The sequence below is a fragment of the Streptomyces sp. R302 genome (assembly GCF_012927245.1).
Taxonomy (GTDB): domain Bacteria; phylum Actinomycetota; class Actinomycetes; order Streptomycetales; family Streptomycetaceae; genus Streptomyces.
This window is the reverse complement of sequence record NZ_JABBGE010000002.1, coordinates 22,548-47,854: the sequence shown is the minus strand read 5'-3', so window position 1 is coordinate 47,854 and position 25,307 is coordinate 22,548. Positions and strand designations below refer to the sequence as shown.

General features: G+C 73.1%; 20 protein-coding genes. 15 read left to right on the top strand and 5 right to left on the bottom strand.

Features of this window, described 5'->3' with window-relative positions; translation table 11 throughout:
* Positions 1–100: 100 nt before the first annotated feature.
* The 4 genes from HHL19_RS06160 to mutM all read left to right on the top strand — a co-directional run bounded on the left by HHL19_RS06160 (position 101) and on the right by mutM (position 3,025).
* Positions 101–739, top strand: a complete 639-nt coding sequence (locus HHL19_RS06160; protein ID WP_169087547.1) for a DUF177 domain-containing protein — start codon at positions 101–103, stop codon at positions 737–739.
* Between the two features lie 2 nt (positions 740–741).
* Positions 742–915 carry a 50S ribosomal protein L32 gene (rpmF, locus tag HHL19_RS06155; protein WP_015036448.1) on the top strand — a complete coding sequence of 58 codons (174 nt, stop codon included), beginning with the start codon at positions 742–744 and terminating at the stop codon, positions 913–915.
* A gap of 20 nt (positions 916–935) precedes the next feature.
* Positions 936–1,730, top strand: coding sequence for a ribonuclease III (rnc, locus tag HHL19_RS06150; RefSeq protein ID WP_169086444.1), 795 nt, complete (start codon positions 936–938; stop codon positions 1,728–1,730).
* A 425-nt stretch (positions 1,731–2,155) separates the two neighbouring features.
* Entirely contained in the window at positions 2,156–3,025 is an 870-nt protein-coding gene (mutM, locus tag HHL19_RS06145; protein ID WP_169086442.1) for a bifunctional DNA-formamidopyrimidine glycosylase/DNA-(apurinic or apyrimidinic site) lyase, read from the top strand.
* Here mutM and HHL19_RS06140 read toward each other — a convergent pair.
* Positions 3,015–3,398, bottom strand: coding sequence for a helix-turn-helix domain-containing protein (locus tag HHL19_RS06140; RefSeq protein ID WP_169086440.1), 384 nt, complete (start codon positions 3,396–3,398; stop codon positions 3,015–3,017). The genes mutM and HHL19_RS06140 overlap by 11 nt on opposite strands.
* Positions 3,399–3,428: 30 nt before the next feature.
* Positions 3,429–4,388 (bottom strand): CAP domain-containing protein, encoded by a 960-nt coding sequence (locus HHL19_RS06135; RefSeq protein ID WP_169086438.1) that lies wholly within the window; start codon positions 4,386–4,388, stop codon positions 3,429–3,431.
* A 222-nt stretch (positions 4,389–4,610) separates the two neighbouring features.
* Here HHL19_RS06135 and HHL19_RS06130 point away from each other — a divergent pair, with 222 nt between their 5' ends.
* The 4 genes from HHL19_RS06130 (at position 4,611) to HHL19_RS06115 (ending at position 10,872) form a co-directional block, all read left to right on the top strand.
* Positions 4,611–4,892, top strand: a complete 282-nt coding sequence (locus HHL19_RS06130) for an acylphosphatase (RefSeq protein ID WP_169086436.1) — start codon at positions 4,611–4,613, stop codon at positions 4,890–4,892.
* 428 nt (positions 4,893–5,320) lie between these two features.
* Complete coding sequence (locus HHL19_RS06125; RefSeq protein WP_169086434.1) at positions 5,321–5,536, top strand: hypothetical protein; 216 nt, start codon at positions 5,321–5,323, stop codon at positions 5,534–5,536.
* A gap of 227 nt (positions 5,537–5,763) precedes the next feature.
* Entirely contained in the window at positions 5,764–9,336 is a 3,573-nt protein-coding gene (gene smc, locus HHL19_RS06120) for a chromosome segregation protein SMC (protein WP_169086432.1), read from the top strand.
* A gap of 99 nt (positions 9,337–9,435) precedes the next feature.
* Entirely contained in the window at positions 9,436–10,872 is a 1,437-nt protein-coding gene (locus tag HHL19_RS06115; protein ID WP_169086430.1) for a sugar porter family MFS transporter, read from the top strand.
* A gap of 4 nt (positions 10,873–10,876) precedes the next feature.
* On the opposite strand, the gene HHL19_RS06110 is transcribed toward HHL19_RS06115, so the two are convergent.
* A complete protein-coding gene (locus tag HHL19_RS06110; protein WP_169086428.1) occupies positions 10,877–11,848 on the bottom strand; it encodes an LLM class flavin-dependent oxidoreductase in 972 nt (323 codons plus the stop codon).
* A 153-nt stretch (positions 11,849–12,001) separates the two neighbouring features.
* Between HHL19_RS06110 and ftsY the strand changes: the two genes are divergently transcribed.
* Complete coding sequence (ftsY, locus tag HHL19_RS06105; RefSeq protein WP_169086426.1) at positions 12,002–13,225, top strand: signal recognition particle-docking protein FtsY; 1,224 nt, start codon at positions 12,002–12,004, stop codon at positions 13,223–13,225.
* Between the two features lie 67 nt (positions 13,226–13,292).
* Here the strand turns inward: ftsY and HHL19_RS06100 are convergent, their stop codons facing one another.
* Positions 13,293–13,946: a bifunctional DNA primase/polymerase gene (locus tag HHL19_RS06100; protein WP_169086424.1), complete on the bottom strand. Its 654-nt coding sequence runs from the start codon at positions 13,944–13,946 to the stop codon at positions 13,293–13,295.
* A gap of 439 nt (positions 13,947–14,385) precedes the next feature.
* Between HHL19_RS06100 and HHL19_RS06095 the strand changes: the two genes are divergently transcribed.
* From HHL19_RS06095 to ftsH, 6 genes are all read left to right on the top strand, one after another.
* Entirely contained in the window at positions 14,386–15,858 is a 1,473-nt protein-coding gene (locus tag HHL19_RS06095; RefSeq protein WP_169086422.1) for a hypothetical protein, read from the top strand.
* Between the two features lie 358 nt (positions 15,859–16,216).
* A complete protein-coding gene (locus HHL19_RS06090) occupies positions 16,217–17,563 on the top strand; it encodes an ammonium transporter (RefSeq protein WP_169086420.1) in 1,347 nt (448 codons plus the stop codon).
* Positions 17,560–17,898 (top strand): P-II family nitrogen regulator, encoded by a 339-nt coding sequence (locus HHL19_RS06085; protein WP_015036464.1) that lies wholly within the window; start codon positions 17,560–17,562, stop codon positions 17,896–17,898. Before HHL19_RS06090 ends, HHL19_RS06085 begins: the two co-directional genes overlap by 4 nt.
* Positions 17,899–17,970: 72 nt before the next feature.
* Positions 17,971–20,424 (top strand): [protein-PII] uridylyltransferase, encoded by a 2,454-nt coding sequence (locus HHL19_RS06080; protein WP_169086418.1) that lies wholly within the window; start codon positions 17,971–17,973, stop codon positions 20,422–20,424.
* A gap of 103 nt (positions 20,425–20,527) precedes the next feature.
* Positions 20,528–22,081: a signal recognition particle protein gene (gene ffh, locus HHL19_RS06075; protein WP_169086416.1), complete on the top strand. Its 1,554-nt coding sequence runs from the start codon at positions 20,528–20,530 to the stop codon at positions 22,079–22,081.
* Between the two features lie 199 nt (positions 22,082–22,280).
* Entirely contained in the window at positions 22,281–24,242 is a 1,962-nt protein-coding gene (ftsH, locus tag HHL19_RS06070) for an ATP-dependent zinc metalloprotease FtsH (protein WP_169086414.1), read from the top strand.
* Positions 24,243–24,266: 24 nt separating this feature from the next.
* Here the strand turns inward: ftsH and HHL19_RS06065 are convergent, their stop codons facing one another.
* A complete protein-coding gene (locus tag HHL19_RS06065) occupies positions 24,267–24,992 on the bottom strand; it encodes a methyltransferase type 11 (protein ID WP_169086412.1) in 726 nt (241 codons plus the stop codon).
* Positions 24,993–25,307 lie beyond the last annotated feature (315 nt).

Below are 25,307 nucleotides of genomic sequence, written 5' to 3'. Positions count from 1 at the left end.
GGCTCTTCGGTCGCGTGTATGCCCGCGATCCGGGCTGCCCGCGAGCGGGCGGCCCCCGTGAAGACTTTGCGACGCGAACGATCCGAAAGCAGGAAGAACCCTGAGCACGCGCCTCGACCACCGCAACCCCCTCGTGTTCGACACACACGAGCTGGGGCGGCGTCCCGGTGCCCTCCAGCGGATCTCCCGCACGGTCGACGCGCCCGCCGATCTCGGCGTCGCCGGGGTCGTCGGAGTGCCCGAGGGCGCTCCGGTGGAGATCGAACTCCGACTCGAGTCCGTCATGGAAGGGGTGCTTGTCACAGGCACCGCCCGTGCATCGGCCGAGGGGGAGTGCGTAAGGTGTCTGGAGCCCGTCGAGCTGGAGCTCGACGCGGACTTCCAGGAGATGTTCTCGTACCCGGAATCCGACGACCGGGGCCGTGTCAAAGCGGCCGCGGACGACGAGGACGATGAAGACGAGAGCATGATCCCCCTCGAGGACGGCATGTTCGACCTCGAACCCGTGCTGCGTGACGCCGTGGTGCTCGCTCTGCCGATGCAGCCGGTGTGCCGGGAGGACTGTGCGGGTCTGTGTTCCGACTGTGGAATCAACCTGAACGACCACCCCGACCACCACCACGACGCCACCGACATCCGTTGGGCGGCACTGCAGGAACTCGCCGGTTCGCTGGGAGCCGACGAGAAGGACAACATGAGCGACGCCGCTACCGGTGTCGACGAGAAGCAGGAGAAGTAGCCGTGGCTGTTCCGAAGCGGAAGATGTCGCGCAGCAACACGCGCCACCGCCGGTCGCAGTGGAAGGCTGCGGTCCCCACCCTGGTTTCGTGTGAGCGTTGCCAGGAGCCGAAGCTGCAGCACATCGCGTGCCCGAGCTGCGGCACCTACAACAAGCGCCAGGTCCTCTCGGTCTGAGCGGGCTGGTGAGAGGCACGATGTCTGACAACATCAGCAACGCCTCGTCCCACACGCTTCTGGAAGGGCGGCTCGGGTATCACCTCGAGTCCGCCCTTCTGGTGCGTGCGCTGACGCATCGCTCGTACGCGTACGAGAACGGCGGCCTGCCCACCAACGAGCGCCTGGAGTTCCTCGGGGACTCCGTGCTCGGCCTGGTGGTCACCGACACCCTCTACCGCACCCACCCGGATCTGCCGGAGGGCCAGCTGGCCAAGCTCCGGGCCGCGGTGGTCAACTCGCGTGCGCTGGCGGACGTCGGGCGCGGCCTCGACCTGGGCTCCTTCATCCGGCTCGGCCGGGGCGAAGAGGGCACGGGCGGCCGGGACAAGGCATCCATCCTCGCCGACACCCTCGAAGCGGTGATCGGCGCGGTCTATCTCGACCAGGGCCTCGAAGCGGCGTCCGAGCTGGTGCACCGGCTCTTCGACCCGCTCATCGAGAAGTCCTCCAACCTCGGTGCCGGCCTGGACTGGAAGACCAGCCTCCAGGAGCTCACCGCGGCCGAGGGGCTCGGTGTCCCCGAGTACCTCGTCTCCGAGGAGGGCCCGGACCACGAGAAGACCTTCACAGCTGCCGCCCGCGTCGGTGGTGTCTCGTACGGCACCGGCACCGGCCGCAGCAAGAAGGAGGCGGAGCAGCAGGCCGCCGAGTCCGCGTGGCGCGCGATCCGCGCGGCCGCGGACGAGCGGGCGGCGGCGGCCAAGGCCGCGGCCGAGGCCGGCACGACCGGCGATCAGGACCGGACGGACGGGGCCACCCCGGCCACCGCCTGAACGCCTGACGCCTGCCGGCCGACGGCTGACGCCCGAGGCCTGATCCGGTCACGCGACCTCGCCGACCTCGCGTGAGCGGGCACCCGCATCCTTCAGCGGAGTTCTTCACCGCCCGCCCCCCATCAGGGGGCGGGCGGAGCCGTTTCCGGGGTCGGGTCCCGGCCGGGGCTCGGGCCGGACCCGGCCCCGAGCCCGATCCCGGGCCACCTCGGGGACTTCTCCCGGGGGCCGTGTCCGGTCTTTCTCGGAGCCGTTTCCGGGTCGGCCCGGTGGGGCGGGGTCCGGGGCGGCCCAGGGCCCGTTCCCGGGGGCGATTCCGGGAGGTTTCCGGGCCTGTTCCGGGCCTTCCGACGGGGCGGTCCTCGGGGGAGCCCGGGCGGTAGGCTGCGAGGACCACCACCCCGTACCCCCTCCGGAGGAGTCCCGTGCCCGAGCTGCCCGAGGTCGAGGTCGTCCGGCGCGGACTGGAGCGCTGGGTCGCCGGCCGGACCGTGGCCGGGGTCGAGGTGCTGCACCCGCGGGCCGTCCGGCGCCACCCCGCGGGCGGCGCGGACTTCGCGGCCCGGCTGACCGGACAGCGCTTCGAGCCGGCCCGCCGCCGCGGCAAGTACCTGTGGCTGCCGCTCGCCGACACCGGCACCTCCGTCCTCGGGCACCTCGGGATGAGCGGGCAGCTCCTGGTGCAGCCGGCGGACGCCCCGGACGAGAAGCACCTGCGGATCCGGATCCGCTTCGAGGACCGGGCCGGTACGGAGCTCCGCTTCGTCGACCAGCGCACCTTCGGCGGGCTCTCGCTGCACGACACCGCCCCGGACAGCGCCGACGGGCTGCCGGACGTCATCGGCCACATCGCCCGCGACCCGCTCGACCCGGCCTTCGACGACGCCGCCTTCCAGGCCGCGCTCCGGCTGCGCCGCACCACGATCAAGCGGGCGCTCCTCGACCAGTCGCTGATCAGCGGCGTCGGCAACATCTACGCCGACGAGGCGCTGTGGCGGGCCAAGCTCCACTACGACCGGCCGACCGCCACCCTCACCCGCCCGCGCTCGGCCGAGCTCCTCGGCCACGTCCGCGACGTGATGAACGCGGCCCTCGCCGCCGGCGGCACCAGCTTCGACAGCCTCTACGTGAACGTGAACGGCGAGTCCGGCTACTTCGACCGCTCGCTCGACGCCTACGGACGCGAGGACGAGCCCTGCCGCCGCTGCGGCACCCCGATGCGCCGCCGCGCCTGGATGAACCGCTCCAGCTACTTCTGCCCGCGCTGCCAGCGCCCGCCGCGCGTCAGCCCGTGACGGCGGCGCGCTCGGAGTCGTACGCCTCCCGGGCCGCGACGACCTCCGGCATCCGCCCCTCGACCAGCGCGATCAGCCCGACGAGGCGCTCGGCGACGTCCCGCCCCAGCGGCGTCAGCCGGTAGTCGACCCGGGGCGGATTGACCGGCTGCGCCTCCCGGTGCACCAGGCCGTCCCGCTCCAGCGCGTGCAGCGTCTGCGCCAGCATCTTCTCGCTGACGCCGTCGACCCGCCGGCGCAGCTCGTTGAAGCGGAAGGAGCCCTCGTACAGGGCGGAGAGGGTGAGGCCGCCCCACCGTCCGGTGATGTGCTCCAGCGTCACCCGCGAGGCACACCCGCGCGCGAACACGTCGAAGGCCGGATCGTCGCTCATGCCCCCACGGTAACCGTGGGGGCGGCTGGTTCAGTAGCCGAAGTCCTGGGTCCACCACGGGCCGCCGTCGGCGAAGTGGACGCCGACGCCGAGGGTGGTGAGGTCGCAGTTCAGGATGTTGGCGCGGTGGCCGTCGCTGTTCATCCAGGAGACCATCACGGCGGTCGCGTCGACCTGGCCGCGGGCGATGTTCTCGGCGCCGAGGCTGTCTATGCCGGCGGCCTGGGCGCGGGACCAGGGGGTGGCGCCGTCGGGGTCGGTGTGGTCGAAGAAGTTCCGGGCGGCCATGTCGGCGCTGAAGGCGCCGGCGAGCCGGGCGAGGCCGGCGGAGGGCTGGACCGGGGAGCAGCCGACCTTCGCGCGCTCGACGTTCACCAGGCGCAGCACCTCGGCCTCGGCGGCGTCCGCGCGGTCGGCGGTGGAGCCGGCCGCCTCGGCCGTCTCCTCGGCCGGTGCCGGCGTCGTGGCCGTGGGGGCCGGGGCGGCCTGGGTGGTGGCCGGGGCCTTCGAAGGCTGCGCCGTCCTCGACGGCTTCGGCTTCGCCGGGGCGGTGGCCGCGCGGGTCTTCGACGGCGTGGGGGAGGGGGTCGCCGTCGCGGTCCTCGTGGGGGTGGGCGTGGCCTCGGGGGAGGCCGGGGCGTGGGTCTTCCTCGTGCCCTTCGCGCCTTCGCCGGTGCCCGTCGAGGCCTCGGCCGGGGTGCGGGTCGCCCCGCCCTGGGTGGTCAGCTCGGGCGCCTGCCGGCTCTCCGCGGTGGTGGGCCGGCTGGTGCCGGCGCTGCCCGCGGTGAGGGTCTCGCCGCCGGGGAGGAGCCCCGGGGAGGCGACCGCGACGGCGGCGGCGCCGACGACGACGGCCGCCGAGGCGCCGATCAGTCCGGTACGGACCGGGCGGCCGCGCCGCTTGCGGCGGGTACCCCCGTGACCGCGGTCGGTGCCGGTCGCGTAGTCTGCCTCGGCGGGCGCGGCGCCGGAGCGACGGTGGCGTCCCATCTGCCCTGCCTCCCTGAGCTGGCTCTGCCGGCTCCTGCCGGATCTTCGCTACTGGATCTTTGCGCCCTTTGCTTTCGGCATGGAGTTCCGCGGAGCGTGACGCTCCGTGCGGACGGCCGAGCGGCGTGCACCCGTGTGGGTGAGGCGCATTCCGTCGGACTGTACGCCATGGGAAGCCGCCGCGACGTGCCGTTCGGGCAATCCGCCCGCTAGCGTGCAGCCATGAGTGACGATGTACGGATGACCGCCTGGGTGCGCGGACGGGTACAGGGAGTGGGCTTCCGCTGGTTCACCAGGGCAAACGCTCTGGAGATCGGCGGCCTCACCGGCTTCGCCCTGAACCTCGACGACGGCCGGGTGCAGGTGGTGGCCGAGGGCCCGAGTGACCATTGCCACCGTCTGCTCGACTGGCTGCGGACCGGGGACACGCCCGGCCGCGTGGACGGTGTCACCGAGATATGGGGCACCCCCCGCGGCGGCTACGACGGCTTCGCCATCCGCTGACCCCCGCCCCGACGCCTTCCGCCTCCTCCGCCGGCCCTCCCTCCGGACGCCCTCCACGGGCCCCGGGCGGGGGGCCGCTTTCGCGCCGGTGAACGCGGGTGAACGGGCGTCCTGCCTGGTGGTTGCCAAGATTCGGCACTCGTGCAAGGCTTCCCGGGTAAGGATCATCGCCACGCCCCGGAGCGCACGGGTCGAGAGGCGCCGCCGCCCCCGTCGCGGCCGCGAACTCCCCGTCGCCGCACCCGTCGGGGCGTGATCGTGTTGACCGTCAAACTTTTTGGTGAGACTCTGGAAGCCCCGCGCACCTTAGCTGTGTGGCAGTAGAACACCGGCACGACTCAGGTACTGCCGAGCACCGCGGGTGCGAATCCATCCCTCACGACCCACACCGCAATCGGTCGGTCACTCAGTGTGGAGGACCACTCATCATGGCAAAGGCGCTTCTCGGTTACGTCGGCGGCTCCGACCCGCGACTCCTCGCCGAGATGCGACGGCTTCAGCAGCGCGTCCAGGACCTGGAATCCGAGCTCGTACGGATCCAGACCGAGAACGACGCGCTCAACGCTGCCGCCGCTCAGCAGGGCGAGTCGCTGCTCGACCGCATCGACCTCGACGTACCCCAGGCGGAGCCTGCGCTCACCTGACACCCATGCACCGACGGGCTCAGGTGGGAACAGCTGAATAGGCAAGGGGCGCTCCGGCGTCCCTTCTTTTCTGATCTCTTCCGACCCCGCCGACCTCCGACGGCCTCTCCCCGTCGGCCTTCCCCCGTCGACCTCTCCCCGTCCCCCTCGTCACACCCTCCGTTCACCCGAGGGTCTGCCCTGCGCGATCACGGGCGAAACGCGACACCCCGGGTAGAGTCCCACGGGTGCACCTCAAGGCCTTGACGCTCCGCGGATTCAAGTCGTTCGCCTCCGCCACCACGCTGAGGTTCGAACCGGGAATCACCTGCGTCGTCGGCCCCAACGGCTCCGGCAAGTCCAACGTCGTCGACGCCCTCTCCTGGGTCATGGGAGAACAGGGCGCCAAGTCGCTGCGCGGCGGCAAGATGGAGGACGTCATCTTCGCCGGCACCACCGGGCGGCCCCCGCTCGGCCGCGCCGAGGTCTCCCTCACCATCGACAACTCCGACGGCGCCCTGCCGATCGACTACGCCGAGGTGACGATCACCCGGATCATGTTCCGGGGCGGCAGCAGCGAGTACCAGATCAACGGCGACACCTGCCGGCTCCTCGACATCCAGGACCTCCTCTCCGACTCCGGCATCGGCCGCGAGATGCACGTCATCGTCGGCCAGGGACAGCTCGACTCGGTGCTGCACGCCGACCCCATGGGCCGGCGCGCCTTCATCGAGGAGGCCGCCGGCGTCCTCAAGCACCGCAAGCGCAAGGAGAAGGCGCTGCGGAAGCTCGACGCGATGCGCGCCAACCTCGCGCGCGTGCAGGACCTCACCGACGAACTGCGCCGGCAGCTCAAGCCGCTCGGCCGGCAGGCCGCCGTCGCCCGCCGCGCCGTCGTCATCCAGGCCGACCTGCGCGACGCCCGGCTCCGCCTCCTCGCCGACGACCTCGTCCGCCACCGGCGCGCCCTGCACGCCGAACTCGCCGACGAGGCCGCCCTCCTGGCCCGCAAGGAGACCACCGAGGAGGAGCTGCGCGCCGCCCTCGCCCACGAGGCCGCCCTGGAGGCCGAGGTCCGCGCCCTCGCCCCGCGCCTGGAGCGCGCCCAGCAGAGCTGGTACGCCCTCTCCCAGCTCGCCGAACGCGTCCGCGGCACGATCTCCCTCGCCGACGCGCGCGTGAAGAGCGCCACCGACGCCCCCGCCGAGGAGCGGCGCGGCCGCGACCCCGAGGACCTGGAGCGCGAGGCCGCCCGCGTCCGCGAACAGGAGGCCGAGCTGGAGGCCGCCCTGGAGGCCGCCGAACGGGCCCTGGAGGACACCGTCGAGCACCGGGCCGAACTCGAACGGGCCCTCGCCGCCGAGGAACGCCGCCTCAAGGACGCCGCCCGCGCCCTCGCCGACCGCCGCGAGGGCCTCGCCCGGCTGCACGGCCAGGTCAACGCCGCCCGCTCCCGCGCCGCCTCCGCCCAGGCCGAGATCGACCGGCTCGCCGCCGCCCGCGACGAGGCCGCCGACCGGGCCGTCACCGCCCAGGAGGAGTACGAGCGGCTCAAGGCGGAGGTCGACGAGCTCGACGCCGCCGACACCGCCCACGGCGAGCGGTACGAGGAGGCCCGCCGTACCCTCGCCGACGCGGACGCCGCCCTCGGCGCCGCCCGCGAGGCCGCCGCCGACGCCGAGAGCCGCCGGGCCGCCACCCGCGCCCGGCACGACACCCTCGCCCTCGGCCTGCGCCGCAAGGACGGCACCGGCGCCCTGCTCTCCGCGGGCCTCGCCGGGATCCTCGGCCCCGCCGCCGAACTCCTCACCGTCACCCCCGGATACGAGGTCCCCGTCGCCGCCGCGCTCGGCGCCGCCGCCGACGCCCTCGCCGCCGACGGCCCCGCCGCAGCCGTCGAGGCCCTCCGCCTGCTCCGCAAGCAGGACGCCGGCCGCGCCACCCTGCTCCTGACCGCCGCCGACGAGCAGCGGGACCCGACGCCGCTGCCGCCGGGCACCGTGCCCGCCGCCGGACTCGTCACCGGACCCGCGGGACTCGTCGCCGCCGCACGCCGGCTCCTCGACGGCACCGTCGTCGTCGACGGCCTCGACGACGCCCTGCAACTCGTCCGCGCCCACCCCCGCCTCACCGCCGTCACCGCCGACGGCGACCTGCTCGGCGCCCACCACGCCCAGGGCGGCTCCGCCGGCGCCCCCAGCCTCCTCGAAGTCCAGGCCCAGGTCGACGAGGCCGCCGCCGAACTCGCCGAACTCGCCGTCCGCCGCGAGGAGTCGGCCCGCGCCAAGGAGGAGGCCGCCGAACGCCGCCGGGCCGCCGCCGCCCGCGTCGAGGAGCTCGACGCCCTCCGGCGCACCGCCGAGAAGGAGAAGGCGACCGTCGCCCAGGCCCTCGGCCGGCTCGCCGGCCAGGCCAGGGGAGCGGCCGGCGAGGCCGAACGGACCGCCGCCGCCGTCGCCCGCGCCCAGGAGGCCCTGGAACGCGCCGCCGCCGAGGCCGAGGAGCTGACCGAACGGCTCCTCGTCGCCGAGGAGACCCCCGCCGAGGAGGAACCCGACACCTCCGTCCGCGACCGGCTCGCCATCGACGGATCCCACGCCCGCCAGACCGAGATGGAGGCCCGCCTCCAGGTCCGCACCCACGAGGAACGGGTCAAGGGCCTGGCCGGCCGCGCCGACTCCCTCGACCGGGCCGCCCGCGCCGAACGCGACGCACGCGCGCGTGCCGAGCAGCGCCGCGCCCGCCTCCGCCACGAGGCCCGCGTCGCCCGCGCCGTCGCCGGCGGAGCCCGTACCCTCCTCGCCCACGCCGAGGTCTCCCTGGAGCGCGCCGAGCGCGAGCGCGCCGCGGCCGCCGCCGCCCGCGCCGACCGCGAGCAGGGCCTCGCCGCCGCCCGCACCCGCGGCCGCGAGCTCAAGACCGAGCTCGACAAGCTCACCGACTCCGTCCACCGAGGCGAGGTCCTCGGCGCCGAGAAGCGGCTGCGGATCGAACAGCTGGAGGCCAGGGCGCTGGAGGAGTTCGGCGTCGAGGCGGGCGCGCTCACCGCCGAGTACGGACCCGACCAGCCCGTCCCGCCGTCCCCGCCCGCCGAGGGCGAGACCCTCCCCGAAACCTCGTCCGACAGCGGCTCCGCCGCGGGGGCGGACCCCCGCAACCAGCCGCGCCCCTTCATCCGTTCGGAGCAGGAGAAGCGGCTGAAGGCGGCCGAGCGCGCCTTCCAGCAGCTCGGCAAGGTCAACCCGCTGGCCCTGGAGGAGTTCGCCGCCCTGGAGGACCGCCACCGCTTCCTCTCCGAACAGCTCGAAGACCTGAAGAAGACCCGCGCCGACCTGCTCCAGGTCGTCAAGGAGGTCGACCAGCGGGTCGAACAGGTCTTCACCGAGGCGTACCACGACACCGCCCGCGAGTTCGAGGGCGTCTTCTCCCGTCTCTTCCCCGGCGGCGAGGGCCGACTGGTCCTCACCGACCCCGACAACATGCTGACCACCGGCGTCGACGTCGAGGCCCGCCCGCCCGGCAAGAAGGTCAAGCGCCTCTCGCTGCTCTCCGGCGGCGAGCGCTCCCTGACCGCCGTGGCGCTGCTGGTCTCCATCTTCAAGGCCCGCCCCAGCCCCTTCTACGTCATGGACGAGGTCGAGGCGGCCCTCGACGACACCAACCTCCAGCGCCTGATCCGGATCATGCGGGAGCTCCAGGAGTCCTCGCAGCTCATCGTGATCACCCACCAGAAGCGGACGATGGAGGTCGCGGACGCGCTGTACGGCGTCTCCATGCAGGGCGACGGCGTCTCGAAGGTGATCAGCCAGCGGCTCCGCTGAAGTGGTGGACCGCCGGAAGGTGTGCGCCACTGGAAGCCCCGGCGCCCCGGCGGGCCCGGGAAGCCGACAGCAGGACGACCGCCGCACCGAGGAGTCCATGTGACCGACACCGCACAGGCCCCCACGCCTCCGCCGCCATCCGAAGGCAGGGCGGCACACCCGGACCACCTCGGCCACGTCATCTTCATCACCGCCTCCGCCGCGATGGGCGGATTCCTCTTCGGCTACGACAGCTCCGTCATCAACGGCGCCGTCGAAGCCATCCGCGACCGGTACGACATCGGCTCCGCGACCCTCGCCCAGGTCATCGCCATCGCCCTGATCGGCTGCGCCATCGGCGCCGCGACCGCCGGCCGGATCGCCGACCGCATCGGCCGCATCCGCTGCATGCAGATCTCCGCCACCCTCTTCACGGTCAGCGCCGTCGGCTCCGCCCTGCCCTTCGCCCTGTGGGACCTCGCCTTCTGGCGGGTCGTCGGCGGCTTCGCCATCGGCATGGCCTCCGTCATCGGCCCCGCCTACATCGCCGAGGTCGCCCCCGCCGCCTACCGCGGCCGCCTCGGCTCCTTCCAGCAGGCCGCCATCGTCATCGGCATCGCCATCTCCCAGCTCGTCAACTACGGCATCCTCCAGCTCGCCGACGGCGACCAGCGCGGCGAGATCGGCGGCCTGGAGGCCTGGCAGTGGATGCTCGGCGTGATGGTCGTCCCCGCCCTCCTCTACGGGCTGCTCTCCTTCGCCATCCCCGAGTCCCCCCGCTTCCTCATCTCCGTCGGGAGGACCGCGCGGGCCAAGGAGGTCCTGGCCGAGGTCGAGGGCCACGGCGTCGACCTCGACCGCCGGGTCGCCGAGATCGACCTGGCCATGCGCAGCGAGCACAAGTCCACCTTCAAGGACCTGCTCGCCCCCGGCAGCCCGTTCCGTCTGCTGCCGATCGTCTGGGTCGGCATCGGCCTCTCCGTCTTCCAGCAGCTCGTCGGCATCAACGTCGCCTTCTACTACTCCGCGACGCTCTGGCAGTCCGTCGGCATCGACCCGTCGAGCTCGTTCTTCTACTCCTTCACCACGTCGATCATCAACATCATCGGCACCGTGATCGCGATGGTCCTGGTCGACCGGGTCGGCCGCAAGCCGCTCGCCCTCGTCGGCTCCGTCGGCATGGCGATCGCGCTGGCCTTTGAGGCCTGGGCCTTCTCCGCCGACCTCGTCGACGGCAAACTCCCCGAGACCCAGGGCGTGGTGGCCCTCGTCGCCGCCCACGTGTTCGTGCTCTTCTTCGCCCTCTCCTGGGGCGTGGTCGTCTGGGTCTTCCTCGGCGAGATGTTCCCCAACCGGATCCGCGCCGCCGCCCTCGGCGTCGCCGCCTCCGCCCAGTGGATCGCCAACTGGGCCATCACCGCCAGCTTCCCGTCCCTCGCCGACTGGAACCTCTCCGGCACCTACGTCATCTACTGCGCCTTCGCCGTGCTCTCCATCCCCTTCGTGCTCCGGTACGTCAAGGAGACCAAGGGCAAGGCCCTGGAGGAGATGGGCTGACGGGTCACGCCTGGAGGCGGGGCAGCACCTCGGCGCAGAACAGGCGCAGGCTCCGCCACCCCTCCTCCACCGGCATCCCCCCGCACAGCGGATGCAGCACCAGGCTCTCCAGGCCGAGCCCCGCGCACTCCTCGGGCGTCACCACCCGGTACACGCCCTCCGCCCGCAGCTCCGCCACGCTCGACGCCGTCGACCGCACCGCCGAGCGGATGTCCTTCGACTGCCAGGAGGCGTAGGTCCGCGCCTCGTGCAGGAAGTGCTCCCCGTACTCCGCCCAGGTCCGGTCCGGGTCCTCCGCCACGTGCAGCAGCGGGGTCACAGGACCCGGCATCATCGTCCAGCCCTCGGTGCCGTACTCCGCGCACCGCGCCCGGTAGTACGTCTCAAGGTCCGGCAGGTGCGCGGAGGGGAAGAACGGCAGCCCCAGCCGCGCCGCCCGCCGCGCCGCCGCCTTCGAGGAGCCCCCGACGAGCAGCAGCGGATGCGGTGCGGTGAAGGGCCGCGGGGTGACCCGTACCGTACGGCCCCGGTACGGGAAGGGCTCGCCCGTCCAGGCGGCGAGCAGGGTCTCCAGGAGCTCGTCCTGGAGCTTGCCGCGCCGCCCCCAGTCGACCCCGCGCTCCTCGTACTCCTCCGGGCGGTAGCCGATCCCCGCCACCGTGACGAGCCGGCCCCGGCCGATCAGGTCGAGCACCGCGATCTCCTCCGCGAGCCGCAGCGGGTCGTGGAGCGGGCCGATGATCGCGGAGACGGTGACCGCGATCCGGCGGGTGGCGCCGAAGACCGCGCCGGCGAAGACGAAGGGGGAGGGGAGCCAGTTGTTCTCCACCCCGTGGTGCTCCTCGGTCTGCACGGTGTCCACCCCGTGCCCGTCGGCGTAGGCCGCCATCTCCAGCGCGGCGCGGTACCGCTCCGCGAGGGACCCGGGGGTGGCGCGCGGGTCGACCAGGTTGAACCGTACGACGCTGAAGGCCATGAGGGGTCCCCTCCGCGGGTGGGCTGCCGACGAGGGGCGACCCTAGCTGACGAGGCGTCAGATGAGAACGGTACCGGCACCCGGGGCGCCCGCGACCCACGCTGCGTACGTACGGCGTCACCGGGCGGCTCGTGTCCGATACTGGATGGCGTTATGGAACTCATCCTTGCTGTAGTCATCGCTCTGGTCGTCGCGGTCGCCGTGACCAGCGGGCTCGTGATCAGCGGTCGCAAGAAGAAGCAGCTGCCGCCGGCCGAACCGCCGTCCACCACGCCGACCATCACCGCTCCGCCCGCCGAGCCGCACGTCGGCGACGAGGCGGAGACGCCGCGGGAAGAACCACGCCGCACCATCGAGGAGGTCGGCCTCCCCACCGCAGAGGCGCCCGAGGCCGAGGCCGAGGCCCCGGCCGTCGAGGAGCCCGAGGCGCCCGCCGCGCCCGAGATCGAGGTGCCCGAGCCCACCGCCGGACGCCTCGTCCGCCTCCGGGCCCGGCTCGCCCGCTCCCAGAACTCGCTGGGCAAGGGCCTGCTGACCCTGCTCTCCCGCGAGCACCTCGACGAGGACACCTGGGAGGAGATCGAGGAGACCCTCCTCACCGCCGACGTCGGCGTCGCCCCCACCCAGGAACTGGTCGAGCGGCTCCGCGAGCGCGTCAAGGTGCTCGGCACCCGCACCCCCGACGAGCTGCGCGGCCTGCTCCGCGAGGAGCTCATCGCCCTCCTCGGCGAGTACGACCGCACCGTCCACACCGAGAGCCCCGAGGACGTCCCCGGCGTCGTCATGGTCGTCGGCGTCAACGGCACCGGCAAGACCACCACCACCGGCAAGCTCGCCCGCGTCCTCGTCGCCGACGGCAAGTCCGTCGTCCTCGGCGCCGCCGACACCTTCCGCGCCGCCGCCGCCGACCAGCTCCAGACCTGGGGCGACCGGGTCGGCGCCCGCACCGTCCGCGGCCCCGAGGGCGGCGACCCGGCCTCGATCGCCTACGACGCGGTCAAGGAGGGCATCGCCGAGAAGGCCGACGTCGTCCTCATCGACACCGCCGGCCGCCTGCACACCAAGACCGGCCTCATGGACGAGCTCGGCAAGGTCAAGCGCGTCGTCGAGAAGCACGGTCCGCTCGACGAGATCCTCCTCGTCCTCGACGCCACCACCGGCCAGAACGGCCTCATCCAGGCCCGCGTCTTCGCCGAGGTCGTCGACATCACCGGCATCGTCCTGACCAAGCTCGACGGCACCGCCAAGGGCGGCATCGTCGTCGCCGTCCAGCGCGAGCTGGGCGTCCCGGTCAAGCTCGTCGGCCTCGGCGAGGGCCCCGACGACCTGGCCCCCTTCGAGCCCGCCGCCTTCGTCGACGCCCTCATCGGCGACTGACGACCCGCGACGGCACACGGAAGGGCCCCCGCTCCGTCCAGGAGCGGGGGCCCTTCCGTACGCCTGCCTAGCCGTGCGTCCGATGGCACATGTACGCCAGCGTGCCGAGCAGCAGCCGGGCCTGCGGCGGCGCGCCCGCCGTGTCCAGCGTCGGCGGCCGCAGCCAGCGCACCGGACCGAGGCCGCCCAGCTGCGACGGGGGAGCGGTGATGTGGCTGCCGGGACCCAGGCAGTGCAGATCCAGATCCGCGTCGTCCCAGCCCATCCGGTACAGCAGCCGCGGCAGCTCCTCCGCCGCGCCCGGCGCGACGAGGAACTGCGCCCGGCCGGTCGGCGTCGCGCAGACCGGGCCCAGCGGCAGCCCCATCCGCTCCATCCGGACCAGCGCCCGCCGGCCCGCCGCCTCGGCCACCTCGATCACGTCGAAGGCGCGGCCCACCGGCAGCAGCAGCGCCGCGCCCGGGTACTCCGACCACGCCTTGGTCGCGTCGTCGAGCCCCGCGCCCGCCGGGACGGGCGGCGCGAAGGAGAGAGGATGCGCGCCCGGGGCCGTACAGGCCCGGTCGCCGCAGGAGCACCGGCCGCCCGCGGCCAGCGCGCCGGGCTGGACGTCCCAGCCCCAGAGTCCGGTGTACTCGGCCACCGCTGTGTACTCGGTGGTGCGTGCGCGGCGGCGTGAGCCGGTCCGCATCTCACGAATGCCGCCGATCGTGAAGCCCATGCCCCCTCCAACGGGTCGGACGCGCCGGTGGTTACGAGCCGGAACACCCCTGTCACGTTCAGTGACGCCACGCCCGGGTTTCGTCGCCCAGGGTGGCGTACGGTCGCGTACGGGGTGGTGCGCACGGTGGCGCGCGCCTCTTCGCGCTTCCGTGCGCCGACTCCGGTTCGTCGCATGTCAAGTGAATCGCGTGGAGCCCCTGGCGGGTTCATTCGAAGGGGTGGCGAATGGTGGCGTTTCTTGTCACGGCCTCACGGCAGGGGTGATCGTAGGATTACTTTCGGTACCCGAAGCCCCAGAGGGGCGTGCACGGGTGGGTATGCCGGAGGCAAGTCGGTTTCCCGTTCGAAGGAGTCGGAACACCGAGCGGGGAGCCGCGGGACGCGGCATTCTGATAGGGGTTCGCACGACAGGCAATCAGGTGGATGGGGGCGTTCCAGTGGGCGGCAACGGCACAGACGGTACGACTGCCGGCAAGCGCCCCAACGAGCGGCTCGGCTCGTGGTTCGTGCGCAGCGGCTGGTCCAAGGGCGAGCTGGCCCGCCAGGTCAACCGCAGGGCCCGCCAGATGGGCGCCCACCACATCTCCACCGACACCTCCCGCGTCCGCCGCTGGCTCGACGGCGAACAGCCCCGCGAGCCCATCCCGAGGATCCTCTCCGAGCTGTTCTCCGAGCGCTTCGGCTCCGTCGTCGCCATCGAGGACCTCGGACTGCGCACCGCCCACCAGACGCCCTCCGTCTCCGGCGTCGACCTGCCCTGGGCCGGACCGCAGACCGTCTCCCTGCTCAGCGAGTTCTCCCGCAGCGACCTCATGCTCGCCCGGCGCGGCTTCCTCGGCTCCTCGCTCCAGCTCGCCGCGGGACCCGCCCTCATCGAGCCCATGCAGCGCTGGCTGGTCCCCACCCCCGTGGGCGAACCGGCCACCGCCGAGCAGGCGCCCGGCGGCCGGCCGCGCCGGCTCTCCGACATCGAGCTCGACCTCCTCGAATCCACCACCGCCATGTTCCGCAAGTGGGACGCCCAGTGCGGCGGCGGACTGCGCCGCAAGGCCGTCGTCGGCCAGCTCCACGAGGTCACCGACCTCCTCCAGGAAGCCCAGCCGGCCGCCACCGCCAAGCGCCTCTTCACCGTCGCCGCCGAACTCGCCGAACTCGCCGGGTGGATGAGCTACGACGTGGGCCTCCAGCCCACCGCCCAGAAGTACTTCGTCCTCGCGCTGCACGCCGCCAAGGAGGCCGGCGACAAGCCGCTCGGCTCGTACATCCTCTCCTCCATGAGCCGGCAGATGATCCACCTCGGCCGCCCCGACGACGCCCTCGAACTCATCCACCTGGCCCAGTACGGCAGCCGGGACTGCGCCACCCCCCGCACCCAGGCCATGCTGTATGCGATGGAGGCCCGCGCCTACGCCAACATGGGCCAGCCCTCCAAGTGCAAGCGGGCCGTCCGGATGGCCGAGGACACCTTCGCCGACGCCACCCTCGAAGGCGGCCCCGAGCCCGACTGGATCCGCTTCTTCACCGAGGCCGAGCTCAACGGCGAGAACTCCCACTCCTACCGCGACCTCGCCTACGTCGCCGGACGCTCCCCGAGCTACGCCTCGCTGGCCGAGCCCGTCATGGAGCGGGCCGTCGAGCTCTTCGGGAAGGACCCCGACCACCAGCGCTCGTACGCCCTCAACCTCATCGGCATGGCCACCGTCCACCTGCTCAAGCGCGAGCCCGAGCAGTCCGTCGTCCTCGCCGAGCAGGCCCTCGGCGTCGCCCGCTCCATCCGCTCCGAGCGGGTCAACAACCGGCTCCGCAAGACCGTCGACACCGCCGCCCGCGACTTCGGCGACGTCGCCGAGGTCGTCGACCTCACCGACCGGCTCACCCTGCTGCTCCCCGAGTCGGCCGAGGCCGTCTGACCCCGTACCGCACGCTCCCGAGAGCCCCACGACCCCGGCCGCGCCGGACGTCCCGTACTGCCCGACTCGGCTCCCCCGCCGCACAGGACACACGGACGCCGGCGCGGCCGGTCCGCGTTCCGGACGCCCCCTCGTCCGCCCGGCACCGCCCGGAGAGTACGCCCGTTACTTCCCCGTGACCCAGGCGTTCACGGTCACGTAACACGCCCCCTCCCTTCGTCACCGCCCCGAAACATCGAGCGGCATCGGCGGAAACCGCGCTGCGCGAATCTCTGGGCCATCACCGGCCACCCCTCAGGCCGCCGCTCACCGCCGGCCCCGCCCCGCACAGGCCGCATCCGACGACGAGGAGACGCCGATGGCACCAGCCATCACGACCCTGGCAGCAGACGCCCCCGAGCTGTCCGCCGCCAACACCGGGTTCATGCTCATCTGCTCCGCCCTGGTCATGCTGATGACCCCGGCCCTCGCCTTCTTCTACGGAGGCATGGTCCGCGTCAAGTCCACCCTCAACATGCTGATGATGAGCTTCATCAGCCTCGGGATCGTCACGGTCCTGTGGGTGCTCTACGGCTTCAGCGTCGCCTTCGGCACCGACACCGGCGGCATCGTCGGCTGGTCCTCCGACTACCTCGGCCTCAGCGGCATCGGCGTCACCGAACTCTGGGACGGCTACACCATCCCGGTGTACGTCTTCGCCGTGTTCCAGCTGATGTTCGCCATCATCACCCCCGCCCTGATCAGCGGCGCCCTCGCCGACCGGGTCAAGTTCACCGCCTGGGCCCTGTTCATCACCCTCTGGGTCACCGTCGTCTACTTCCTCGTCGCCCACTGGGTCTGGGGCGCCGGCGGCTGGCTCTTCGAGATGGGCGTCATCGACTTCGCCGGCGGCACGGCGGTCCACATCAACGCCGGCGCCGCGGCCCTCGGCGTCATCCTCGTCATCGGCAAGCGCGTCGGCTTCAAGAAGGACCCGATGCGCCCGCACAGCCTCCCGCTGGTCATGCTCGGCGCCGGTCTCCTCTGGTTCGGCTGGTTCGGCTTCAACGCCGGCTCGTGGCTCGGCAACGACGACGGCGTCGGCGCCGTCATGTTCGTCAACACCCAGGTCGCCACCGGCGCCGCCATGCTCGCCTGGCTGTTCTACGAGAAGATCCGCCACGGCGCCTTCACCACCCTCGGCGCGGCCTCCGGCGCCGTCGCCGGCCTCGTCGCCATCACCCCCTCCGGCGGCTCCTGCTCCCCGCTCGGCGCCATCGCCATCGGCGCCATCGCCGGTCTCGTCTGCGCCATGGCCGTCGGCCTCAAGTACAAGTTCGGCTACGACGACTCCCTCGACGTCGTCGGCGTCCACCTCGTCGGCGGCATCATCGGCTCCCTCCTCGTCGGCCTCTTCGCCACCGGCGGCGTCCAGTCCGACGCCAAGGGCCTCTTCTACGGCGGTGGCCTGGAGCAGCTCGGCAAGCAGGCCGTCGGCGTCTTCGCCGTCCTCGCCTACTCTCTGGTCGTCTCCGCGATCCTCGCCCTGATCATCGACAAGACCATGGGCATGCGGGTCAGCGAGGACGACGAGGTCTCCGGCATCGACCAGGTCGAGCACGCCGAGACCGCCTACGACTTCAGCGGAGCCGGCGGCGGCGCCTCCGGGCGCACCACCGCCGTCGCCGCGCCGGTTGCCACGGAGAACAAGAAGGTGGACGCATGAAGCTCATCACCGCGGTCGTGAAGCCGCACCGGCTCGACGAGATCAAGGAGGCCCTCCAGGCCTTCGGGGTCCACGGCCTCACCGTCACCGAGGCCAGCGGGTACGGACGTCAGCGCGGCCACACCGAGGTGTACCGCGGCGCCGAGTACACCGTCGACCTCGTCCCCAAGATCCGCATCGAGGTCCTGGTCGAGGACGAGGACGCCGAACAGCTCATCGACGTCGTCGTGAAGGCGGCCCGCACCGGCAAGATCGGTGACGGAAAGGTCTGGAGCGTCCCGGTCGAGACCGCCGTCCGCGTCCGCACGGGCGAACGCGGACCCGACGCCCTCTAGGAGCACGGCCCGACGGACCCACCGGTCCGCCGGGCCGTTTCCGCAGCCCCATCCGCGAAGAAGGAGCCGCCGGTGACCACCCTCGAACCGCAGGACGCGACCGAAGAGCAGGGACCCGGCGGCTACGCGGCGGCCCGGCTGCGGCTCCTCCAGGAGAAGACGCCGTCCGGGCCCGAGCGCCGTACCGCCCTCGCCGGCCTCACCGACGACTGGCTCGCCGCACTCTTCGCCGCCGCCGCACCGCCCAAGGGCACCGCCCTCGTCGCCGTCGGCGGCTACGGCCGCGCCGAACTCTCCCCGCGCAGCGACCTCGACCTCCTCCTGCTGCACGACGGCACCGCCCCCAAGGAGGCGATCGCCGCCCTCGCCGACCGCCTCTGGTACCCCGTCTGGGACCTCGGGCTCGCCCTCGACCACTCCGTCCGCACCCCCGCCCAGGCCCGCGCCACCGCCGCCGACGACCTCAAGGTCCACCTCGGCCTCCTCGACGCCCGGCCCCTCGCCGGCGACACGGCCCTCGCCACCGCCCTGCGCTCCACCGTCCTCGCCGACTGGCGCAACCAGGCCGTCCGCCGCCTCCCCGAACTCGCCGAGCTCTGCCGCGACCGCGCCGCACGCTCCGGCGAACTCCGCTTCCTCCTCGAACCCGACCTCAAGGAGGCCCGCGGCGGCCTCCGCGACGCCCAGGCCCTGCGCGCCGTCGCCGCCTCCTGGCTCGCCGACGCCCCCCGCGACGGCCTCGACACCGCCCGCCGCCGCCTCCTCGACGCCCGCGACGCCCTCCACCTCGCCACCGGCCGCGCCACCGACCGGCTCGCCCTCCAGGAACAGGACGCCGTCGCCGAGCAGCTCGGCCTCCTCGACGCCGACACCCTGCTCCGCGGCGTGTACGAGGCCGCCGGCATCGTCACGTACGCCTCCGACGTCACCTGGCGCGAGGTCGGCCGCGTCCTCAAGGCCCGCTCCGCCCGCCCCCGGCTCCGCTCCCTCCTCGGCGGCCGCGCCGCCCAGAAGCCGCCCGTCGAACGGACCCCGCTCGCCGAGGGCGTCGTCGAGATGGACGGCGAGGCCGTCCTCGCCCTCTCCGCCAAGCCCGAACGCGACCCCGCCCTCCCGCTGCGCGCCGCCGCCGCGGCCGCCCAGCACGGCCTGCCGCTCTCCCCGCACGCCGTACGCCGGCTCGCCGCCGCCGCCAAAGCGCTGCCCGTGCCCTGGCCCGCCGAGGCCCGCGAGGCGCTCGTCACCCTGCTCGGCGCCGGCGCCCCCGCCGTGCCCGTCTGGGAGGCCCTGGAGGCCGAAGGACTCGTCACCCGCCTCCTGCCCGACTGGGAACGCGTCCGCCACCGCCCCCAGCGCAACCCCGTCCACACCTGGACCGTCGACCGCCACCTCGTCGAGACCGCCGTCCGCGCCGCCTCCCTCACCCGCCGCGTCGGCCGCCCCGACCTCCTCCTCGTCGCCGCCCTCCTCCACGACATCGGCAAGGGCTGGCCCGGCGACCACTCCGTCGCCGGCGAGACCATCGCCCGCGACCTCGCCGCCCGGATCGGCTTCGACCGCACCGACACCGCCACCGTCGCCACCCTCGTCCGCCACCACCTCCTCCTCGTCGACACCGCCACCCGCCGCGACCTCGACGACCCCGCCACCGTCCAGTCCGTCGCCACCGCCGTCGGCACCGTCGGCACCCTCGAACTCCTCCACGCCCTCACCGAGGCCGACGCCCTCGCCACCGGACCCGCCGCCTGGTCCGCCTGGCGCGCCTCCCTCGTCGCCGACCTCGTCAAACGGGTCTCCGGCGTCCTCGCCGGGCAGCCCCTGCCCGACCCCGAGGCCGCCGCCCCCAGCGCCGAACAGGAACGGCTCGCCGTCGAGGCCCTGCGCACCGGCGAACCCGCCCTCACCCTGCACACCCGCGACGAGCAGCCCCTCGACCCCGACGAACCCGAGCCCGTCGGCGTCGAACTCGTCATCGCCCTCCCCGACCAGCCCGGAGTGCTGCCCGCCGTCGCCGGCGTCCTCGCCCTCCACCGGCTCACCGTCCGCGCCGCCGACCTGCGCGCCGTGCACCTCCCCGCCGAACTCGGCACGGGCCCCGGCTCCGTCCTCGTCCTCGACTGGCGGGTCGCCGCCGAGTACGGCTCCCTGCCCCAGGGCCACCGGCTCCGCGCCGACCTGGTGCGCGCCCTCGACGGCTCCCTCGACATCCCCGCCCGGCTCGCCGAGCGCGAGGCCGCCTACCCGCGCCGCCGCGGCGTCCAGGCCCCGCCGCCCCGCGTCACCGTCGCCCCCGCCGACTCCCGCCTCGCCACCGTCCTGGAGGTCCGGGCCCAGGACGCCCCCGGCCTGCTCCACCGGATCGGCCGCGCCCTGGAGGGAGCGGCGGTACGGGTCCGCAGCGCGCACGTCTCCACGCTCGGCGCCAACGCCGTCGACACCCTGTACGTGACCCGCCCCGACGGCTCCCTCCTCCCGGACGAGGAGGCCATCGACCTCGCCCGGGCCCTGGAGGCGGCGCTGGCGTGACGAGGGCCTCGTCCGCCCAATCCGACCGGCAAGGCCAGGGGTGCCCCCGGGCCGGATACCCTGGGTGGCGACCATCCGCCCCGACCCGAGGATCGCGACCACCGTGTTCGATACGCTTTCCGACCGCCTCAGCGCGACTTTCAAGTCCCTCCGGGGCAAAGGCCGCCTCTCCGAGCAGGACATCGACAGCGCGGCCCGGGAAATCCGTATCGCCCTCCTCGAGGCCGACGTCGCCCTGCCGGTCGTCCGCGCGTTCATCAAGAACGTCAAGGAGCGGGCCCTCGGCGCCGAGGTCTCCAAGGCGCTGAACCCCTCGCAGCAGGTCATCAAGATCGTCAACGACGAGCTGATCTCGATCCTCGGCGGCGAGACCCGCCGGCTGCGGTTCGCCAAGACCGCGCCGACCGTGATCATGCTCGCCGGTCTCCAGGGTGCCGGTAAGACCACCCTCGCCGGAAAGCTCGGCCTCTGGCTGAAGGCGCAGGGCCACTCGCCGCTGCTCGTCGCCTGCGACCTCCAGCGCCCCAACGCCGTCAACCAGCTCTCGGTCGTCGCCGACCGCGCCGGCGTCGCCTTCTACGGCCCGCAGCCCGGCAACGGCGTCGGCGACCCGGTCCAGGTCGCCAAGGACTCCATCGAGTACGCCCGGTCGAAGATGTACGACATCGTCGTCGTCGACACCGCCGGCCGCCTCGGCATCGACCAGGAGCTGATGCAGCAGGCCGCGGACATCCGCGACGCCGTCAGCCCCGACGAGATCCTCTTCGTCGTCGACGCCATGATCGGTCAGGACGCGGTCAACACCGCCGAGGCCTTCCGCGACGGCGTCGGCTTCGACGGCGTCGTGCTCTCCAAGCTCGACGGCGACGCCCGCGGTGGTGCCGCGCTCTCCATCGCGCACGTCACCGGCAAGCAGATCATGTTCGCCTCCAACGGCGAGAAGCTGGACGACTTCGACGCGTTCCACCCGGACCGCATGGCGTCCCGCATCCTCGGCATGGGCGACATGCTGTCGCTCATCGAGAAGGCCCAGCAGACCTTCGACGAGGAAGAGGCCGCCAAGATGGCCTCGAAGCTCGCGTCGAAGAAGGGCCAGGACTTCACCCTGGACGACTTCCTCGCCCAGATGGAGCAGGTCCGCAAGATGGGCTCCATCAGCAAGCTCCTCGGCATGCTGCCCGGCATGGGGCAGATGAAGGAGCAGATCGCCAACATCGACGAGCGGGACGTGGACCGTACCGCCGCCATCATCAAGTCGATGACCCCGGCCGAGCGCCAGGACCCGACCATCATCAACGGCTCCCGCCGCGCCCGTATCGCCAAGGGTTCCGGCGTCGAGGTCAGCGCCGTGAAGGGCCTGGTCGAGCGGTTCTTCGAGGCCCGCAAGATGATGTCCCGCATGGCCCAGGGCGGCGGCCTGCCCGGCATGCCCGGCATCCCGGGCATGGGCGGCGGCCCCGGCCGGCAGAAGAAGCAGGTCAAGCAGGCCAAGGGCAAGCGCAAGAGCGGCAACCCGATGAAGCGGAAGGCCGAGGAGCAGGCCGCCCAGGAGAAGCGGGAGCAGGCCCAGCAGGGCGGCGCCTTCGGGCTGCCGGGCGCCGGCCAGGGCCCGCAGGACTTCGAGCTGCCGGACGAGTTCAAGAAGTTCATGGGCTGACCCTCGCCTTCGAGGGGGCACGGGCCGACCCTCGCCTTCGAGGGGTTCACGGGCCGACCCTCGTCGGCCGGAGGGGCCCGGGGCGGTTTCGGATCACCGAAACCGCCCCGGGCCCCTTCTCGTCCGCCCGGACCGCCCGGAATGCCGCCTCGATCCCGCTCTCCGATACTGGGGCCACTGCCGCCCCGAGGAGAGCGACGTGGCCAACCCCGTACCCCCGCGCGACCGGACCGACCAGCCCTGGCGCTCGGAAGGGGCACCGCCGCCCCCGCCGCCGAAGAAGAAGATGCCCGGCGGCTGGGGCGGCCTCATCCTCACCGCGCTCGCCGTCTACCTGATCGCCAACCTCGTGCTGTCCTTGTTCAACGAGGGCGACGGGCCGACGGTCTCGTACACCGAGTTCAGCAAGCAGGTCACCGCCGGGAACGTCACCAAGATCTACTCCAAGGGCGACGCGATCCAGGGGCAGCTGAAGGAGAAGCGGCCCGTGCCCGACGGCAAGGGCGACTACACCAAGTTCCAGACCCAGCGCCCCGCCTTCGCCGACGACGACCTGTGGGAGCAGCTGACCAAGCAGAAGGTCACCGTCACCGCCGAGCCCGTCGTGCAGGAACGTTCGTTCCTCGCCAATCTGCTGCTCTCCCTCGCCCCGATGCTCCTCCTCGTCCTGCTCTGGGTCTTCATCGCCCGCCGGATGAGCTCCGGCATGGGCGGAGCCGGCGGGATGCTCGGCCGCAAGCAGCCGCCGAAACCGGTCGAGGTGGACGGCGGCAAGCGCACCACCTTCGCCGACGTCGCCGGCATCGACGAGGTCGAGGGCGAGCTCAACGACGTCGTCGACTTCCTGAAGAACCCGCAGGCCTACCGCGAGATGGGCGCGAAGATGCCCCGAGGCGTCCTCCTCGCAGGACCGCCCGGCACCGGCAAGACCCTCCTCGCGCGGGCCGTCGCCGGCGAGGCCGGCGTGCCCTTCTTCTCCGCCTCCGCCTCCGAGTTCATCGAGATGATCGTCGGCGTCGGCGCCTCCCGCGTCCGCGAGCTCTTCGCCGAGGCCCGCAAGGTCGCCCCGGCGATCGTCTTCATCGACGAGATCGACACCATCGGCCGCGCCCGCGGCGGCGGCTCCGGCATGGGCGGCCACGACGAACGCGAACAGACCCTCAACCAGATCCTCACCGAGATGGACGGCTTCACCGGCTCCGAAGGCGTCGTCGTCCTCGCCGCCACCAACCGCGCCGACGTCCTCGACCCCGCCCTCACCCGCCCCGGCCGCTTCGACCGGATCGTCCACGTCAACCCGCCCGACCGGGGCGGCCGCGAGGCCATCCTCAGGATCCACACCCGGCAGATCCCGCTCGCCAAGGACGTCGACCTGGAGCAGGTCGCCCGCACCACCCCCGGCATGACCGGCGCCGAGCTCGCCAACCTCGCCAACGAGGCCGCCCTCCTCGCCGTCAAACGCCAACAGAAGGCCGTCACCCAGTCCGACCTCTCCGACGCCCTGGAGAAGGTCCAGCTCGGCGCCGAACGCCCCCTCGTCATGCCCGAGGAGGAACGCCGCCGCACCGCCTACCACGAGAGCGGCCACGCCCTCCTCGGCATGCTCCAGCCCGGCGCCGACCCCGTCCGCAAGATCACCATCGTGCCCCGAGGCCGCGCCCTCGGCGTCACGTTGTCCACACCCGACGCCGATAAATACGCTTATACGGAGGAGTATCTGCGCGGCCGGATCATCGGCGCCCTCGGCGGCATGGCCGCCGAACAGGTCGTCTTCGGCGTCATCACCACCGGCGCCGAGAGCGACCTCGAACAGGTCACCAACATCGCCCGGGGCATGGTCGGCCGCTGGGGCATGAGCGAGACCGTCGGCCGCCTCACCGCCATCCCGAGCGACGCCCAGCAGGCGTACGGCCTCTCCGCCGCCCCCGCGACCCTCGACACCGTCGACGCCGAGATGCGCCGCATCGTCGACGAGTGCTACGAGGACGCCGTACGCCTCCTGGACGAGCACCGCGACAAGCTCGACGCCCTCTCCGCCGCCCTCCTCGCCGACGAGACCCTGGAGGAGGACGCCGCCTACCGCGCGGCCGGCATCGAACGCCCGGACCCGAACGCCCCCCAGCCCGGCGTCGGCCCCAACCCCGAGCGACCGCCCGCCTGAGCCGCCTCGCCTTCCCGGGGGCGGCTACGGCACGCGCGCGATGACGTACCGGAAGACGTTCGGCATCCACACCGTGCCGTCGGCGCGCCGGTACGGGGCCAGGGCCTCCTCGATCTCCTTCTCCACCCGGGAGGGGTCGGAGACCCGCACCGCCGCGTCGAAGGCCCCGGTGGAGAGCAGTCCGCGCACCGCGCTGCCCTCGTCCGCGTACCCGAAGGGACAGGCGACGCGGCCGTCGCCCACCGGTCGGAGGCCGGCCCGGACGGCGAGCGCCCCCAGGTCGGTACGGGGGGAGGGGCGCCGGTCCGCGAGCCGGTCCGCGAGCCGCAGCAGCGGCTCCGTCGCGCACCGCTCGGGCGGCCCCCAGCCGGCCAGCACCACCGCCGTGCCCCGTTGCGCCGCCCGGGTGAGCCCGTCCGGCCCGAAGGCGGTCCGGTCGGCCGCGTGGAAGGCGGTGATCACGTCGTACGGGCCGTCCTCCGGAATATCGGAGGTGACCGCCACGGAGTCGGGCAGACGGGTTCTCGCCAGTTCCACGCGCGCGTGGTCCGCCTCCGCCCCGGCGGCCAGGGCGCCCCTGGCCGCCGCCATGAGGAGCGCCAGACCGGTCCCGCAGTCCAGGCCGAGCAGGCGGGTGCCCGGGCCCACGCCGAGGCGTTCGTGGACCGCCTCGTAGAGCGGGACGAGCATCCGTTCCTGGATCTCGGCCCAATCGCGCGCGGGGTGGTGCGGGACGAGCGTAGGTGTCATGGATCAGGCCCCAATCCGTGCCGGACGACAGCCCCCCGTAGTCAGGGAACTGCGCTTCGCGTCCGGCGTCCAGTGCTCGGGCCGGACGACCGGGGGCGAGTTCGGGCCACACCCCCCGGCAGGGCGGCGGGGAAGCCAGGGGTCGGTGCCCGAAGTCGGGCACCGACCCGGTAAGGTCCCCTCCCGCAAGGGCCAGGCGCGCGTGAAGTGACCGCGCGCCGGGGCGTATGCGCCCTGTGCACCAGCTGCGGACGCCTGGGTACCGACTGACGGGTACGTGCAAAATATTTGAGTTGCCCCGGAATGGAACCCGGA